This window comes from Streptomyces spinoverrucosus, assembly GCF_006539505.1.
GTDB lineage: Bacteria > Actinomycetota > Actinomycetes > Streptomycetales > Streptomycetaceae > Streptomyces > Streptomyces spinoverrucosus.
In genome coordinates this window covers 37,346-51,766 of the sequence record NZ_BJND01000006.1, presented here as the reverse complement: position 1 = coordinate 51,766, position 14,421 = coordinate 37,346, and the positions used below count along the sequence as shown (strand labels likewise).

The following is a 14,421-nucleotide window of genomic DNA, read 5'->3' as shown; positions in this document are numbered from 1 at the left end:
GCCTTATGGTCTAACCATGGGGCGCGAGATTTACAGTTCTGTTACGCGGCGAGGCCGTCCGGGTTCATCCGGCCGTGCCGGTGTCGGCGCGCCGCTGCCGTGGATCCTGCTCGAAGACCAGGGACTTGATGGTGACCGGCACCGTGTTCGACGGAAAACGGACCCGCCCGATGTCGACGTAGTCGAAGTCCCGCAGGCTCAGCCCGTCGATGACGAGCAGCTCCCCGGAGAGGCCGAGCTCCTCGCGCAGCAGCCGGCCGAGCGTCATGGCGATGTCCCCGTCGAGCACGACGTACAGCGGTCTGCCCTGTGCCGTCCGGTCGGCGACCGCGTCCCGGATGCCCCGGGCGAACGCCAGCACCCGGTCGTGGCCCGGTGGTCCGCTCCAGGACAGCGCGAGGGCGATGTCCGTGCCGGTCCGGTCGACGTCGAGGGCGACCAGGTGCCGCCGGATCGCCGACTCGACCGCCTTCGAGTCGACCGTCTCCACGAGGTCGTAGCAGGGCCTGAGAACCTGGAGGTTGCGGCGCGGCAGCAGCGCGTCCGGGTCGGAGACGAACCCGGTGTTGCCGCTCAGCTGGACGCTGTACTCCGACGCCCCCAGCGCCGTGGCGCGGATGCACGCACCCGCGGGCAGCAGGGGGTATGGCAACGCGCCGGCGTCCACCCGCCGGCGCAGCGCCCGGCCCAGCGCCCGGCCCAGGTCGCCGAAGTCGGCGTCCTCGCGGCCGTAGACGTACTCCGCGACCCCGCCGGAGAACATCACGCCGTCGATCGGGCCGGGGTCCGGCAGCGGATCGGTGAGGTAGAGCTCGCGGACGCGGCGGGGCGGCGGATCGGCGGTGACCGCCTCGATCAGCAGATCCGCCATCGACTCGGCCACCCGCTCCAGCTCGCCGGGGCGGACGGTGTCACCGGTCTTCCAGGTGAACCCGGCGCGGGCGGCGTGCGCGCTCCCGGCCGGATCGAGCCGCACGATGCGGCCCGCCCCGTCCACCACCTGCAGCCGGCCGCCGATGTGCACGGCGGCCGTCGCGGTGACCCGGCCCCGGTCCAGCACGGCGAGTTTCGTGGTCCCGCCGCCGATGTCGACGTTGAGGATGCGTCGCCCGGTGTCGTACGACGCCTGTGCCGCCCCCGACCCGTAGGCCGCCAGCATCGCCTCCATGTGGTGGCCGGCGCTCGCGTTCACCAACTCGCCCCCGCGCTCGGCCAGCACGCCCGCGATGGCCTCCGCGTTGCGGCGGCGCAGGGCCTCGCCGGTGAGGATCACCACCCCGGTGTCCACGTCGGCCGGGTCGACGCCCGCGTCCCGGTACGCCGTGTCGATGATCGAGCCGAGCCCGGCCGCGTCGATGTACTCGTCGCTCGCGTACGGGGTGAGCTCGACCGGCGAGAGGTGCAGGGTCTCCCGGCGCACCACGAGGTAGCGGCTCGTCAGGTCCTCGCCGATGCGCCGCAGGCGCAGCCGCGAGAAGACGACTTGGGTGCCGGAGGAGCCGATGTCCATCCCGACGCTGTGCAGGGTGACGTTGTCCTGCTGCCAGATCGGGTTGTCCTCCAGCGTGCCCGGCGCGTCCTCGTCGTGCACATGGTCGTGGTCGGGGAGGTACGCCGAGTGGACCGTGCGCACCCCGTCGTGCTGGTCGTGTTTTCCGGTGTGCGGCACGGCTCGCGCTCCTTCACGGACTTGGGTCTCGGGCGGCTGACTACTTCGGCTCGGGCGGGAGCGTGGCGAACTCCGCCTCGTAGACGGCGTCCATCCGTGGCTCCATCCCGTGCTTGGCCAGCGCCTCGCGGAACGTCTCGCGCACATACGGCGACTCGTCGGCGTAGTCGATCTGGTCGCCGCCGATGCGCCGGCTGATCCAGGCCTTGGGCACGCCCTGGGCGTTGCGCAGCGAGACCGTCTCGTGCTTGAAGGCGAGGTAACGGCTCGGCTCGGGGCCGGTGTTGAAGTGCTGGTGGAACCACATGTTCGGCGGCACGATCAGGGTGCCGGGCCCCCACTCGTAGCGGCGGGGCTCCTCGCCCTCCGGCCACATCAGGCTGTATCCCTCGCCGGACAGGATGATGACGTGGGCGCCGGGCCCGTGCCGGTGGCCCTTCTTGTACGTGGCCGTGGGGAACTGCGAGATGTGGCTGTTCATCGACCCCCGGGCCATCGCGAACCGGATGTGTCCGCCGCCCGCGCCCCGTTCCTTCGCCTCGATCAGCGGCAGGTTGACCGCGTCCGCGACGAAGTTCGTGTCGAGCAGCAGGCCCTTCTGCTCGCCCTTGGGGGAGAAGTAGTCGGGCTCGCCGTCGAAGCGGTCGGGGAAGTCCCTGGAGGTGTTGAAGACGAAGTCGACGTCGTCGTAGAGGTTGATGACGGGAGGCATGTTCGTCGACGACACGAAGCGCGCCGCCTTTCGGCCCGAGCCGTTGAAGTGCTGGTGGTGGGCGTTGAGCGGGATGGCGAACATCGAACCGGCCTGCCACTCGAAGGTGACCGAGGCGCCGGTGTCGTTCCACACCTTCGTCGAGCCCTGGCCGTCGAGGATCAGGATCATCTCCTCGAACAGCTGCCGCTGCGGGGCGAGCCTGCCGCCCGCCGGGATCTCGCACACGTAGCAGTCGTTGGAGGTGCGCGTGGCCTCGTGGTTGATGAACACGCCGCGGCCGCCGCGCCGTTCCCAGGGCTTCAGCTCGACCGTGCGCAGGTCGGGGACGTAGTGGGCGGCGATGATGTCCAGGCCCTCGGCGGCGACCCAGCGGGTGTACGGGGAGTCCTTCTCCGTGGCGAACTTCGCCGCCAGGGTGTCGTTGACGATCGCATCCTTGGCCATGCGGTGGCCCTTCCTGGTCGGCTCTTGCGGCACTGCGTGCGCTGACAGGAGGCGGAGGTGGTGGGGATTGGTAGAACCATAAGTCCACCACTGGTGGCCGTCAACGAGTCGGTCGGAGCCGTCTGTTTCCCTGTTCGGCCACCTCCGCGGCGGCCGTCGCGGCGGCCCGCGGGTCCAGGTAGCGGCCGCCCCGCACCTGTGGCGCCAGGTCCTCGTCCAGGTCGTAGCGCAGCGGAATGCCCGTGGGGATGTTCAGTCTCAGCAGCTCCTGGTCGTCCAGCCGGTCGAGGTGGGCGACGAGCGCCCGCAGCGAGTTGCTGTGCGCGACCACCAGCGTGGTCCGGCCCGCGCGCAGGTCCGGTACGACGGCGTCGTACCAGTGGGGCAGCAGGCGGGCGGTGACATCGGCCAGCGACTCGGTGCGCGGCAGCAGGCCGGGGGGCAGGTCCGCGTACCGGGCGTCCCGCGACACGTCACCGGCGGTGCCGTCCGCGACCGGCGGCGGGGCGGCGTGGTAGGAGCGGCGCCAGAGCCGGAACCGCTCCTCGCCGTACTCGTGCAGTACGTCGCTCTTCTCCCGGCCCTGCAGCGCGCCGTAGTGCCGCTCGTTGAGCCGCCAGCTCCGGGTGACCGGGGCCTCGGGGCGGTCGGCCGCCGCCATGGCCAGCGTGGCGGTGCGCTGCGCCCGGGTCAGGGCGGAGGTGTGCACCGCGTCGGGCCGCAGCCCGGCCGTGCGCAGCAACTGGCCGCTGCGGCGGGCCTGCTGTTCGCCGTGCGGGGTGAGGTCGACGTCGACCCAGCCGGTGAACAGGTTCTTCGCGTTCCACGCGCTCTCGCCGTGGCGGAGAAGGATCAGCGTTGGCATGCGGCCGATTGTGACTCCTCGCCCCGTCTCTTGCTCCGTGTTCGGAGCATCTGGTCTAATGGACAGACCATCGATCGGAGTGCGGCCCACGGCGTGCCCGTCCACGGTGGATTCGCCGATCGCGAGAGGAAGTTGGGACCTTGCCCAAGGTGATCTTCGTCGGCAGTGACGGTCCCGAATACACCGTCGACGCGACGGTCGGGGACTCGGTCATGGCGGCCGCGGTGAAGAACGGCGTACCCGGGATCGTGGCCGAGTGCGGCGGCAACCAGTCCTGCGCCACCTGCCACGTCTGGGTGCGTGAGGAGTTCGCCCCGCTCGTCGGGCCGCCCGGCGAGATGGAGGACGACCTGCTCGACCTGGCCGTGGCCGAGCGGCGGGAGACCAGCCGGCTGTCCTGCCAGATCCGCGTCACCCCCGAACTCGGCGGCCTCACCGTCGACATCCCTCCGGAGCAGCCCTGAACCCGGCGCCCGGACGCACCGCTTCGCACCGATGCCCCTGACCCGTCGGCGGGTCAGTACCTGAAAGGGAGACGGCTGTGCTCAGAAAAGAACTCAACGAGCTGCTCACTCGGACGGGCCCGGGGACGCCGATGGGCGAGCTGTTCCGGCAGTACTGGATCCCCGCGCTGCTCGCCGAGGAACTCCCGGAGAACGACTGCCCGCCCGTCCGCGTCAAGCTCCTGTCGGAGCGCATGGTCGCCTTCCGCGACAGCGAGGGGCGCTACGGCCTCATCGACGAGTTCTGCGCCCACCGGGGTGCCTCGCTGTGGTTCGGCCGCAACGAGGGGTCCGGGCTGCGCTGCCCCTACCACGGCTGGAAGTACGACGTGACCGGCCAGTGCGTGGAGGTCCCCTCGGAGGCCGACAACAGCAGCTTCTGCGAGAACGTGCAGCTCACCTCGTACCCGCTGGTGAAGATCGGGGACGTGCTGTGGACCTACATGGGGGACGCGGCCACCCGGCCTCTGCTGCCGGAGTTCGAATGGGTGCACGTCCCGCCGGAGCAGACCTACACTTCCAAGCGCTGGCAGCAGTGCAACTGGCTGCAGGCCTTCGAAGGCGGCATCGACTCCAGCCACGTCACCTTCCTGCACTCCGGCGGACTGAAGAACGACCCGCTCTTCAAGGGCGCCAAGGGCAACGAGTACAACCTCAACGACACCAAGCCCTTCTTCGAGGTCGCCGACAGCGACGGCGGCCTGTTCGTGGGGGCGCGGCGCAACGCCGAAGAGGGCAAGTACTACTGGCGGATCACGCCGTGGGTGATGCCGGCGTTCACGATGGTCCCGCCGCGCGGCGACCACCCGGTGCACGGCCACTTCTGGGTGCCGATCGACGACGAGAACTGCTGGACGTACTCCTTCGACTACCACCCGGTGCGCGCCCTCACCGAGGCGGAGCGGCAGGCGATGATCGACGGCCACGGCGTGCACAGCAAGAACATCCCCGGCACCTACCGGCCCGTGGCCAACATGGACAACGACTACCTGATCGACCGCGAGGCGCAAAAGCGCGGCGAGACCTACTCCGGCGTGGCCGGGATCGCCATGCAGGACGCCTCCCTCCAGGAGAGCATGGGCCCCATCGTCGACCGCTCCAGGGAGCGGCTGGTGCCGGCCGACAGCGGGATCATCAAGGCACGGCAGAAGCTGCGCAAGGCCGCGATCGCGCTGCGCGACGAGGGCGTGACGCCGCCCGGGGTGGACCCCGCGCACCACCGGGTGCGGTCGGCGGCGGTGGTGCTGCCGCAGGCCGAGTCCTTCCTGGACTCCTGCCGCGACGCGGTCAAGGTCACCCCCGGCGTGCCACAGGCCTCGGTGTGACATGACGACGGCCACCCTGCATCTCAGCGAGAGCGCCCGCGCGGCCTCGGCGAGCGAGTCCCGGTTCCGGATCGACGTACCGATCGCCCCGGCGCGGGCCGCCCGCGTCGTCGCGCTGGACGAGCGGGCGGCCTCGGTCGCCCGCCGTCTGGCCGAACGGCCCTGGGCGCACGCCCGCTTCTACACCGGCGGCGGCGTCCGGGACGGCGGCGGTCTGCTGCACGAACTCGACGGCGCGGCGGCCCCGCTCGACGAGGTGCTCACCGGAAGCGACGTGGTCGTCGTCCTCGCCACCGAGGACGGCGGCCGGGCCGCGGCGGCCGCGATCGGCCGTTTCTGCAGCCGTCACGGCATCACCACCGCCGGCGTGGTTCTGGGCGACGGCTTCGAGGCCGACGACGCGGTCGCCGCGCTGCGGCCGTACGCGCGCGTGCTGCTGCTGTCCGCCGACGAGAGCGACGCCTTCGAACTGCTCACCGCTCTCAGGGTCTAGGAGGCCGGCCCATGCCGGACAAGGTCACGCTGCGCGAGCTGCGGCGTATGAAGGACGAGGGACGCAAGATCGTCGGTGTCGTCGCCTGGGACCACCAGATGGCGCGCATCGTGGACCGGGCCGGGGTCGACCTCGTCTCCGTCGGTGACACGGTGGGCGTCAACCTGTGGGGGCACAGCAACCCCTTCGAGGTGACGACGGAGGAGATGGTCATCGTCGCCCGGGCGGTCCGCCGCGGCGTCCAACGTGCCCTGGTCAGCGTCGACTTCCCCTTCGGCCCGCTCCAGGAGGGCACGGACAGCGCGGTCAGGGCGGCGATCCGGTTCGTCAAGGAGACCGGCGTCGACATGGTCAAGCTCGACGCCGCCGCCGACTTCCCCGAGGCGGTCACGGCGATCACCCGCGCGGGCATCCCGGTGTTCGCCCAGTTCGGGATCACCCCGCAGACCGCGCTGCGCTACGGCGTCGAGTACCGCGCGATCCCCACCGCCGCCGACCAGATGCCGGTGGAGATGAAGGACGCCCTGGTGGCGGAGGCCAAGCGGCTGGAGGAGGCCGGTGCCGCGCTGCTGAACTTCACCAACTCCGGGCCGGTGGTGGGCGCGGCGGTCGCCGAGGCCGTCTCCGTCCCCGTCGTCGGCGGGTTCGGCGGCGGGCCCTGGCTCGACGGGCGGATGCGCATGGCGCACGCGGCCATCGGCTACGCGGCCTCCGCCCTCGACGATCCGCCGGACACCTATGCCAACGTCGCCCGGATCGCGCTCGACGCGATCACGGCCTACGCCGCGGACGTGCGAGCGGCACGCCAGGTCGCCGGCGGTGTGCCCGTCCTGCCGGCGACCTGACCACCGGGCGACACGACACCACGAGAGGAACACGGCCATGCCCACCGCCGTCGTCGACGGGATCCCCACCCGCTACGAGGTCACCGGCTCGGGACCGCCCCTGCTGATGTTCTCGCCCGGCGGTTTCGACTCCAGTCTGGAGGGCTGGCGGACGGTGGGCGTCCACCGCCGCCTGCGCCTGCTCGACCACCTGACCGAGGAGTTCACGTGCGTGACCTTCGACCGGCGCGAGTCCGGCCGGTCGGGGGGACGGCTGGAGAGGCTCTCCTGGGCGCACTACGTCCGCCAAGGTGTCGGGCTGCTCGACCACCTCGGCATCGAACGGGCCCATCTGATGGGCGGCTGCGTCGGCTGCTCCACCGCCGCCGCCCTCGCCGTGGCCCACCCCGAGCGCGTCCTGAGCATGGTGCTGTACTCGCCGGCCGGGGGCGTGAAGTACCGGATGAAGCAGCACGAACGGTTCGCACGCCATCTCGCCTACGCGGACGAGCACAGCCTGGAGCAGGTCGTGACCCTGGCGCGGACCTCGGACGCCGGCTTCACCAAGGACCCCCGCGTCGGCCCCTGGGCCCAGGTGATCCGTACGAGCCCGGAGTTCGCCGACGCCTACGCACGCAGCGACTCCGGCCGCTACCGCGCGACGGTGACCGGCACGGCGCGACTGCTGTTCGACCGGGACACGGTGCCTGGCCCCGAGCCGGAGGACCTGCTGCGGCTCGACGTACCGGCGCTCATCGTCCCCGGACAGGACACCTCGCACGCCCCGTCGGCGGCCCGGTACCTCCAGGAGTGCCTGCCGGACAACGAGTACTGGGACGTGCCCGTCGCGGAACAGACGGAGGAGTCCGCGCCGGCGCGGGTGCTGGAGTTCCTGGCCGGGGTGCGGCAGTAGCGCCACCCCGGTCCGGGCCGGGGCCGGTCACCGCTCCAGCGCGGAGATCTGTTCCAGGCGCCTCGCGTGCACCCCGCCGTTGAACGGGGTGCTCAGCCATGCCCCGACGATCTCCTCGGCCGCCTCCGGCGCCAGGACCTTCGCCGCGAGGACGAGGACGTTGGAGTCGTTGTTGCCGCGGGAGATCCGGGTGCTCCACAGGTCGTGGCAGAGCCCCGCCCGGATCCCGCGGATCTTGTTGCAGGCGATGGTCTCCCCGAGCCCGCTCCCGCCGAGGACGATGCCGCGGTCGGCGGCGCCGTCGGCGACCCGGCGGCAGACGTCCACGCACAGCGGCGGGTAGTCGACGGTGTCGTCGGTGTGGCTGCCACGGTCGTCCACGGTGTGTCCGTGCGCCGTCAGCCAGGAGATGAGCCGGGCCTTGAGGGCGAATCCGTTGTGGTCGGCGGCGATGGCGATACGCATGCGGGTCCCTTCGGCAGACGGGGTGCGGCGTTCAGCCGGTCAGCGTGCGCGTGGTCTCGGCGAACAACGCGTCGAGCGGCAGCGGCCGTTGAAGGATCCGCTGGTCCACGGCATGGCGCACGAGCTCCTCCAGCACGGCCCGATTGGGCTCGATGCCGTACGGCAGCGGATCCGCGCCGGTGATCTCCATGACCCGCTGGTGCATGAGGTCCGTGGCGGTGGGGGAGCCGACGGCTCCGCGCAGACGATCCACGTAGAGCTGCTTGGCGCGGGCGAAGGCGTCGAAGACGTCCGCCCCCAGCTCGGGCCGCTCGGCGAGGAGTTCGTCCCGGATCACGATGAGATGGTTGATCGGATACAGCCGGCGCTCGCGCAGCGCGGTGAAGCCCGCCTCCGCCGCGTCGGGGATCAGCGGGGCGAGGGCCCGCGAGATGGGCCTGGGGCCGATCAGCGCGGCCAGCTCGCCGCTGAGCACCATCTCCTCCAGCGAGCGCCCCGGTTCCATCGGTACGACGTTCGTCGGCGGCCGGTACGCGGCCACGTGCTCGTCGCCCGACAGCACCCAGGTCACCTTGCCGAGGTCGACGCCGTACTCCTGTTGCAGGACCGCCCGCGCCCACACGCCGGTGGTCACCGTGTATCCCCGGCTGACCCCGACTCTGCGGCCCTGAAGCTCCTTGGGGCCGCGCACGTCCGAGGACGGGTCGTGGAAGATCGCGCCGTGGTGGAAGCCCCGAACCAGGAACGCGGGCACCGCCGTGAACGGCGCGCCGTGCGCCTTGGCCACCAGATAGGTGGTCAGCGCCATCTCACTGACGTCGAACTCCAGCCCGCGCACCATGCGCCGGAACGCGTCGACGAGCACGGGCACTTCCTCGAACGCGAAACGGAAGGTGTGGGGCGTCACCGCCCCCGTCTTGAGCGCCTCGTTGTTGCCCTGGGTGCGGGTCACTGTCCGGAGCTGAGGTACGGCCATGCCCCGAAAGGTAGCATGGTCAGTCCATAAGTCCATAGACTGTCACCTCGGCTGGACAGCCCGAACGTGAGGAGACACGTCATGGCGGAACAGGTGCTGGCTGCGGTCAGAACGGCGCCCGGCCGGACCGAACTTCGGGAGTTCCCGGTGCCGGACATACCCGACGACGGAGCCCTGCTGAAGGTGGAGGTCGCCGGGATCTGCGGCACCGACGTGAAGATGTACGGCAAGCCGCCGTTCCCCGATCCGGTGATCATGGGCCACGAGAACGTGGGCGTCATCGCGAAGGCGGGCCGCACATTCACCGAGCGCAAGGGCCTCGCCGAGGGAGACCGCGTCTTCGTCGAGCACTACGTCGGCTGCTACCGCTGCGAGTGGTGCCACCAGGGCGAGTACCGGCACTGCGAGGCCACCGACTGGCGTACGAACCCGGACGCCCGCCGCTACGGCTACACCTCCGCCGACCACCCCTACCACTTGTGGGGCGGCTTCGCGCAGTACCTCTACCTGCCGTGGAACTCGGTGACGCACCGGGTGCCCGACGGCGTCTCGGCCGAACTCGCCGGGCTCGTCACGCCGTTGTCGAACGGCATCGAGTGGGCGCTGGTCACGGCGGGCGTCGGCTACGCCTCCACCGTCCTGATCCAGGGCCCCGGACAGCAGGGCCTGTCCCAGGTCGTCGCCTGCAAGCAGGCGGGCGCCTCGCTCATCATCGTCACCGGCACCACGCGCGACGCCGCACGCCTCGCCCTGGCCCGCGAGCTGGGCGCCGACCACGTCATCGACGTGACGCAGCAGGACGCACTGGCCCGCGTCATGGACCTCACCGGCGGGCGGGGCGTCGACGTCGTCCTGGACTGCACCGCCGGCGCCGGTACGGCCCCCGTGCTGCTCGGCATCGACGCGCTCAAGCGACGCGAGGGCACCATCGTGGTCCAGGGCGAACTGGCCGCCTTCCCCGACTTCCCGATGAAGAAGCTCACGGAGAAGTCGATCGCCCTCAGAAGCGCCCGCGGCCACAGCTACCGCTCCTGCGAACTCGCCCTCGACCAGCTGGCGTCGGGCCGCTTCCCGCTGGAGAAGCTCAGCACCCACAGCTTCCCGCTCGCCGAGGCCGACCGCGCCATCCGCACCGTCGGCGGCGAGACCGGCGAGGACGCCGTGCACGTGTCCCTGCTGCCCTGGGCGGCCGCATGAGCGTCGTCGTCCGCAACCCGCCGCGCGCCGACCGGGCGACCGTCGACGCCCTCGCCGGATTCGGCGTCGCCACCGTCCACGAGGCACAGGGCCGCACCGGGCTCCTCGATCCCGCGCTGCGACCCGTGTGGCCGGGCGCGCACATCGCCGGCACCGCCGTCACCGTCAGCGTGCCGCCCGGCGACAACTGGATGATCCATGTCGCGGTGGAGCAGTGCCGCGAGGGAGACGTCCTCGTCGTGGCGCCCACCTCCCCGTCCGAGGCCGGCTACTTCGGCGACCTGCTCGCCACCGCGGTCGCCGCACGCGGGGTGCGCGGAGTGGTCATCGACGCCGGCTGCCGTGACGTCGCCGATCTGCGGCGGATGGGCTTCCCGGTCTGGGCGCGGCACATCAGCGCGTTCGGGACGGTGAAGGAGACCCTCGGTGACGTCAACACCCCGATCGTCTGCGCCGGACAGTACGTGGTGCCGGGTGATGTGATCGTCGCCGACGACGACGGTGTGGTGGTCGTGCCCCGGCGCGACGCGGCCACCGTGCTGGCCGCCTCCCGGGCGCGGGAGGAGAAGGAGGCCGCCAACCGCAAGCGTTACGAGAGCGGTGAGCTCAGCCTCGACGTGGCGGCGATGCGCGAGCGGCTCGCCCGCAAGGGCCTGACCTACGTCGACCAGGAGCCGACCGAATGATCATTGACGTGCACGGCCACTACACCACGACGCCGCCACAGCACCAGGCCTTCCGTGACGCGCAGTTGGCCCGCCTGGCCGATCCGTCCCGGCCCGCCCCGGGACCCGCGGACATCAGTGACGAGGCAATCCGTGAGAGCGTCGAGGCCAACCAGCTCAAGCTGCTGCGGGAGCGCGGCGGCGACCTGATGCTCTTCTCACCGAAGGCGTCCGGCATGGAACACCACGTCCCCGACCCCGCCACCGCCCGGGAGTGGGCCCGGGCGAGCAACGATCTCGTCCACCGGGTCGTCGAGCTGTACCCCCGGCACTTCGCGGCCGTCTGCCAGCTGCCGCAGACCCCGGGCGGCACGCTCGACGCCGCCGTCGCCGAACTGCGCCGCTGCGTCGAGGGACTCGGCTTCGTCGGCTGCAACCTCAACCCCGACCCGTCCGGCGGCCACTGGACCTCGCCGCCGCTCACCCACCCGTACTGGTTCCCCCTGTACGAGGCGATGGCCGAACTGGACGTCCCCGCGATGATCCACGTCTCGGCGTCCTGCAACCCCAACTTCCACGCCCTCGGCGCCCACTATCTCAACGCCGACACCTCGGCGTTCATGCAGTTCGTCGAGGGCGACCTGTTCGCCCGCTTCCCGACGCTGCGGTTCGTGATCCCGCACGGCGGCGGGGCCGTGCCGTACCACTGGGGCCGCTACCGCGGGCTCGCCGTACGACTGGGCCGGCCCGACCCGGCCGAGTACCTCATGAACAACGTCTTCTTCGACACCTGCGTCTACCACCAGCCCGGCATCGACCTGCTCCACCGGGTCGTCGGCGCCGACAACATCCTGTTCGCCTCGGAGATGCTGGGCGCCGTGCGCGGCGGCGACCCGGAGACCGGCATCGCCTGGGACGACACCAAACAGTACGTCGACCGGGCCGGGCTCACCGACGAGCAGCGGCACAAGGTCTTCGAGGCCAACGCCCGGCGCGTCTATCCGCGTCTGGACGCACGACTGACCGCACAAGGCAGATAGGACGGCCATGGCCCGACTGCACCTCACTTTCGCCTGCGGCGACTACGACCGCACGCGCGCCCTGGAGGAGGGCACCGTCCGCCCCGACGGCATCGACCTGACGTATCTGCGGCTGCCCGTCGAGGAGACCTTCTTCCGGATGATGCGGCACCAGGAGTTCGAGGTGGCGGAGATGTCGCTGTCCTCGTACGTCGTGTCGCTGCGCACCGAGCCCCGGCCGTTCGTGGCCCTGCCGGTCTTCACCTCCCGCATGTTCCGGCACGGCTCGCTGTACTGCCACGCCGACGCGGGCATCTCGTCCCCGGAGGACCTGCGGGGCAAGCGGATCGGCACCCCGGAGTACCAGCTGACCGCCTGTGTGTGGATGCGGGGCATCCTGGCCGACCGGCACGGGGTGCCGGTCGACTCGGTCAGCTACTTCACCGGCGGGCAGGAGACGCCCGGGCGCATCGAGAAGGCGGGCGTCGACCTGCCGGACTCGCTGCGCATCAGCCGTATCCCCGAGGACCGCACACTCGCCCGCATGCTCGCCGAGGGTGAGATCGACGCGCTGTGCACACCACGGGTGCCGAGCCCGTTCGTCGCCGGGGACCCGCGGGTGCGCCGGGTGTTCCCGGACGTGGTCGCCGCCGAGAAGGAGTACTACGCGGCGACCGGCATCTTCCCGATCATGCACGTGGTGGTGATTCGGCGGGACGTCCACGACCGCCACCGCTGGGTCGCGCAGTCCCTGTACAAGGCACTGCTGGCGGCCAAGGACGCGGCCCACCGGAACCTGTACGACACCTCGGCACTGCGCTTCATGCTGCCCTGGCTGACCCCGCAACTGGAGGAGGCCCGCGCCCTGTTGGGCACGGACTACTGGTCCTACGGCCTCGACGCCAACCGCGGCACGCTGGCGACGTTCCTGCGCTACCACCACGAGCAGGGGCTGTCCGCACGGTTGTGGCAGCCCGAGGAACTGTTCGCCCCCGAGTCGCTGGAGTCGGCCGTCATCTGACGCCCCGTCGACCACATGGCCCAGGCATGCGGGCCGGGGCCATGTGGTCGGTCAGGCAGAGCCCACCGCGTCCTGGCGCGCGGCCAGCAGGGACTTCAGGGGCGTGCCGAGGTCGCCCGCGAGGCCGGGCCGGACGGTGGCGCCCTGCGTGAGGGCCTTGCGCACCGCCATGTAGTCGCCGGGGTTGTTGACCGCGTCGATCGCCAGGAGCTCGCCCTGCCGGTAGTAGAGGACGGAGAACCGCTCGCTGTCCGGCTCGCCCCGCACGACGTACTCGTCGTAGCCGGTCGACAACCCGGCGATCTGGAGCTTCAGATCCCCCTGGTACGACCAGAACCAGGGCACCGTCCGCGTCGGCGCGGGTCTGCCGAGCAGGGCGGCGGCGGCCACGGAGGCCTGGGCGACGGCGTTCTGCACGGACTCCAGCCGCACCCTGCCCTCGCCCGTGACGGGGTGCGGTTGCACGGTGCAGTCGCCCGCCGCCCAGACGCGGGGGTTGCTCGTGCGGGCGTATCCGTCGACCACGATGCCCTGCTCGCACTCGAGCCCCAGCTGCTCGGCCAGTTCGGTACGGGGGAGTACGCCGACGGCGACGAGCACGAGATCGGCCGGCAGTACGCTCGCGTCGGTGAGCCGCACCGCACGGACGCGACCGGAGGTGCCGTCGAACCCGGCGACGGCGGCCGACAGCAGCACTCGGACGCCGCGGCGCGCATGGGCGCGCCGGTAGAACTCCGACACGACGGGCGCCACGACCCGGGAGATCAACCGGTCGGCCGCCTCGACCACGGTGACGTCCTTGCCGGCCGCGCGGGCCACCGCCGCGGCCTCCAGCCCGATGAAGCCGCCGCCGACGACGACGATCCGCGAGGCCGCGGCGAGTCGGGCGCGGAGGACGGCGGCGTCGTCGCGGTCCCGCAGGTAGCAGATGCCGTCCAGGTCCGAGCCGGGAACGGCGAGTCGCCGGGGTGCCGCCCCGACGGTGAGGGCCAGCCGGTCGAAGGGCAGTGCGCGTCCAGTCGCGGTCGTCGCGGCACCGGAGCCGGGTCGGCCCGAGGGGGACAGCGTCACTTCGGTGATCCGCTCACCGTTCACGAGCTGGATCCCGGTGTCGGCGTAGTAGGACGGGGTACGGAAGGCCAGGGACTCGGCGTCCGTGTCACCGGCGAGGAACGCCTTGGACAGCGGCGGCCGCTGATAGGGCGGATGGACCTCCTCGCCCACCAGGGTGATCGGTTCGGTGTCTCCCCACTGCCGCAGAGAGACGGCTAGTTGAAGACCCGCCTGACTGGCGCCGACGATGAGCGTTCCGCCCGCCATTGCGTGG

General features: G+C 71.4%; 15 protein-coding genes. 9 read left to right on the top strand and 6 right to left on the bottom strand.

The annotated features are described in order from the left end of the window. Positions 1 to 64 precede the first annotated feature (64 nt). The 3 genes from SSP24_RS04390 to SSP24_RS04380 all read right to left on the bottom strand — a co-directional run bounded on the left by SSP24_RS04390 (position 65) and on the right by SSP24_RS04380 (position 3,693). Positions 65 to 1,669, bottom strand: coding sequence for an ethanolamine ammonia-lyase reactivating factor EutA (locus SSP24_RS04390; protein WP_141307432.1), 1,605 nt, complete (start codon positions 1,667 to 1,669; stop codon positions 65 to 67). Positions 1,670 to 1,709: 40 nt separating this feature from the next. Further along, the gene (locus SSP24_RS04385; protein ID WP_141307431.1) at positions 1,710 to 2,828 is read right to left on the bottom strand and encodes a cupin domain-containing protein; all 1,119 of its coding nucleotides are present in this window, start codon (positions 2,826 to 2,828) and stop codon (positions 1,710 to 1,712) included. Between the two features lie 100 nt (positions 2,829 to 2,928). Then, positions 2,929 to 3,693, bottom strand: coding sequence for a 2,3-bisphosphoglycerate-dependent phosphoglycerate mutase (locus SSP24_RS04380; RefSeq protein WP_141307430.1), 765 nt, complete (start codon positions 3,691 to 3,693; stop codon positions 2,929 to 2,931). A gap of 149 nt (positions 3,694 to 3,842) precedes the next feature. Here SSP24_RS04380 and SSP24_RS04375 point away from each other — a divergent pair, with 149 nt between their 5' ends. From SSP24_RS04375 to SSP24_RS04355, 5 genes are all read left to right on the top strand, one after another. Then, complete coding sequence (locus SSP24_RS04375; protein WP_444546196.1) at positions 3,843 to 4,157, top strand: 2Fe-2S iron-sulfur cluster-binding protein; 315 nt, start codon at positions 3,843 to 3,845, stop codon at positions 4,155 to 4,157. A gap of 77 nt (positions 4,158 to 4,234) precedes the next feature. After that, positions 4,235 to 5,521 carry an aromatic ring-hydroxylating dioxygenase subunit alpha gene (locus tag SSP24_RS04370; RefSeq protein WP_141307428.1) on the top strand — a complete coding sequence of 429 codons (1,287 nt, stop codon included), beginning with the start codon at positions 4,235 to 4,237 and terminating at the stop codon, positions 5,519 to 5,521. A gap of 1 nt (position 5,522) precedes the next feature. Next, positions 5,523 to 6,014 carry a 3-methyl-2-oxobutanoate hydroxymethyltransferase gene (locus SSP24_RS04365; protein ID WP_141307427.1) on the top strand — a complete coding sequence of 164 codons (492 nt, stop codon included), beginning with the start codon at positions 5,523 to 5,525 and terminating at the stop codon, positions 6,012 to 6,014. 11 nt (positions 6,015 to 6,025) lie between these two features. Continuing rightward, the gene (locus SSP24_RS04360; RefSeq protein WP_141307426.1) at positions 6,026 to 6,859 is read left to right on the top strand and encodes a 3-methyl-2-oxobutanoate hydroxymethyltransferase; all 834 of its coding nucleotides are present in this window, start codon (positions 6,026 to 6,028) and stop codon (positions 6,857 to 6,859) included. A gap of 37 nt (positions 6,860 to 6,896) precedes the next feature. Further along, the gene (locus tag SSP24_RS04355) at positions 6,897 to 7,751 is read left to right on the top strand and encodes an alpha/beta fold hydrolase (protein WP_141307425.1); all 855 of its coding nucleotides are present in this window, start codon (positions 6,897 to 6,899) and stop codon (positions 7,749 to 7,751) included. Positions 7,752 to 7,778: 27 nt separating this feature from the next. On the opposite strand, the gene rpiB is transcribed toward SSP24_RS04355, so the two are convergent. Together rpiB and SSP24_RS04345 are read right to left on the bottom strand one after the other, a co-directional pair. Further along, positions 7,779 to 8,216, bottom strand: coding sequence for a ribose 5-phosphate isomerase B (rpiB, locus tag SSP24_RS04350; protein WP_174864589.1), 438 nt, complete (start codon positions 8,214 to 8,216; stop codon positions 7,779 to 7,781). 31 nt (positions 8,217 to 8,247) lie between these two features. After that, a complete protein-coding gene (locus SSP24_RS04345; RefSeq protein WP_141307424.1) occupies positions 8,248 to 9,192 on the bottom strand; it encodes a substrate-binding domain-containing protein in 945 nt (314 codons plus the stop codon). Between the two features lie 81 nt (positions 9,193 to 9,273). On the opposite strand from SSP24_RS04345, the gene SSP24_RS04340 reads away from it, so the two are divergent. The 4 genes from SSP24_RS04340 to SSP24_RS04325 are packed head-to-tail and all read left to right on the top strand — an operon-like array spanning position 9,274 to position 13,094. Next, positions 9,274 to 10,389: a zinc-dependent alcohol dehydrogenase gene (locus SSP24_RS04340; RefSeq protein ID WP_141307423.1), complete on the top strand. Its 1,116-nt coding sequence runs from the start codon at positions 9,274 to 9,276 to the stop codon at positions 10,387 to 10,389. Next, complete coding sequence (locus SSP24_RS04335; protein WP_141307422.1) at positions 10,386 to 11,075, top strand: 4-carboxy-4-hydroxy-2-oxoadipate aldolase/oxaloacetate decarboxylase; 690 nt, start codon at positions 10,386 to 10,388, stop codon at positions 11,073 to 11,075. The genes SSP24_RS04340 and SSP24_RS04335 overlap by 4 nt, the downstream gene beginning before the upstream one ends. Further along, positions 11,072 to 12,094: an amidohydrolase family protein gene (locus tag SSP24_RS04330; RefSeq protein WP_141307421.1), complete on the top strand. Its 1,023-nt coding sequence runs from the start codon at positions 11,072 to 11,074 to the stop codon at positions 12,092 to 12,094. The genes SSP24_RS04335 and SSP24_RS04330 overlap by 4 nt, the downstream gene beginning before the upstream one ends. A gap of 7 nt (positions 12,095 to 12,101) precedes the next feature. Further along, positions 12,102 to 13,094 carry a substrate-binding domain-containing protein gene (locus tag SSP24_RS04325; RefSeq protein ID WP_141307420.1) on the top strand — a complete coding sequence of 331 codons (993 nt, stop codon included), beginning with the start codon at positions 12,102 to 12,104 and terminating at the stop codon, positions 13,092 to 13,094. Positions 13,095 to 13,145: 51 nt separating this feature from the next. Here the strand turns inward: SSP24_RS04325 and SSP24_RS04320 are convergent, their stop codons facing one another. After that, on the bottom strand, positions 13,146 to 14,414 hold the full coding sequence (locus tag SSP24_RS04320; protein ID WP_141307419.1) for an NAD(P)/FAD-dependent oxidoreductase: 1,269 nt from the start codon (positions 14,412 to 14,414) through the stop codon (positions 13,146 to 13,148). Positions 14,415 to 14,421: the final 7 nt, after the last annotated feature.

Coding starts and splice junctions, on each gene's coding strand:
- SSP24_RS04325 (WP_141307420.1), top strand. CDS start 12,102: ATGGCCCGACTGCACCTCACTTTCGCCTGCGGCGACTACGACCGCACG.
- SSP24_RS04345 (WP_141307424.1), bottom strand. CDS start 9,192: ATGGCCGTACCTCAGCTCCGGACAGTGACCCGCACCCAGGGCAACAAC.
- SSP24_RS04340 (WP_141307423.1), top strand. CDS start 9,274: ATGGCGGAACAGGTGCTGGCTGCGGTCAGAACGGCGCCCGGCCGGACC.
- rpiB (WP_174864589.1), bottom strand. CDS start 8,216: ATGCGTATCGCCATCGCCGCCGACCACAACGGATTCGCCCTCAAGGCC.
- SSP24_RS04320 (WP_141307419.1), bottom strand. CDS start 14,414: ATGGCGGGCGGAACGCTCATCGTCGGCGCCAGTCAGGCGGGTCTTCAA.
- SSP24_RS04365 (WP_141307427.1), top strand. CDS start 5,523: ATGACGACGGCCACCCTGCATCTCAGCGAGAGCGCCCGCGCGGCCTCG.
- SSP24_RS04330 (WP_141307421.1), top strand. CDS start 11,072: ATGATCATTGACGTGCACGGCCACTACACCACGACGCCGCCACAGCAC.
- SSP24_RS04385 (WP_141307431.1), bottom strand. CDS start 2,828: ATGGCCAAGGATGCGATCGTCAACGACACCCTGGCGGCGAAGTTCGCC.
- SSP24_RS04355 (WP_141307425.1), top strand. CDS start 6,897: ATGCCCACCGCCGTCGTCGACGGGATCCCCACCCGCTACGAGGTCACC.
- SSP24_RS04380 (WP_141307430.1), bottom strand. CDS start 3,693: ATGCCAACGCTGATCCTTCTCCGCCACGGCGAGAGCGCGTGGAACGCG.
- SSP24_RS04335 (WP_141307422.1), top strand. CDS start 10,386: ATGAGCGTCGTCGTCCGCAACCCGCCGCGCGCCGACCGGGCGACCGTC.
- SSP24_RS04360 (WP_141307426.1), top strand. CDS start 6,026: ATGCCGGACAAGGTCACGCTGCGCGAGCTGCGGCGTATGAAGGACGAG.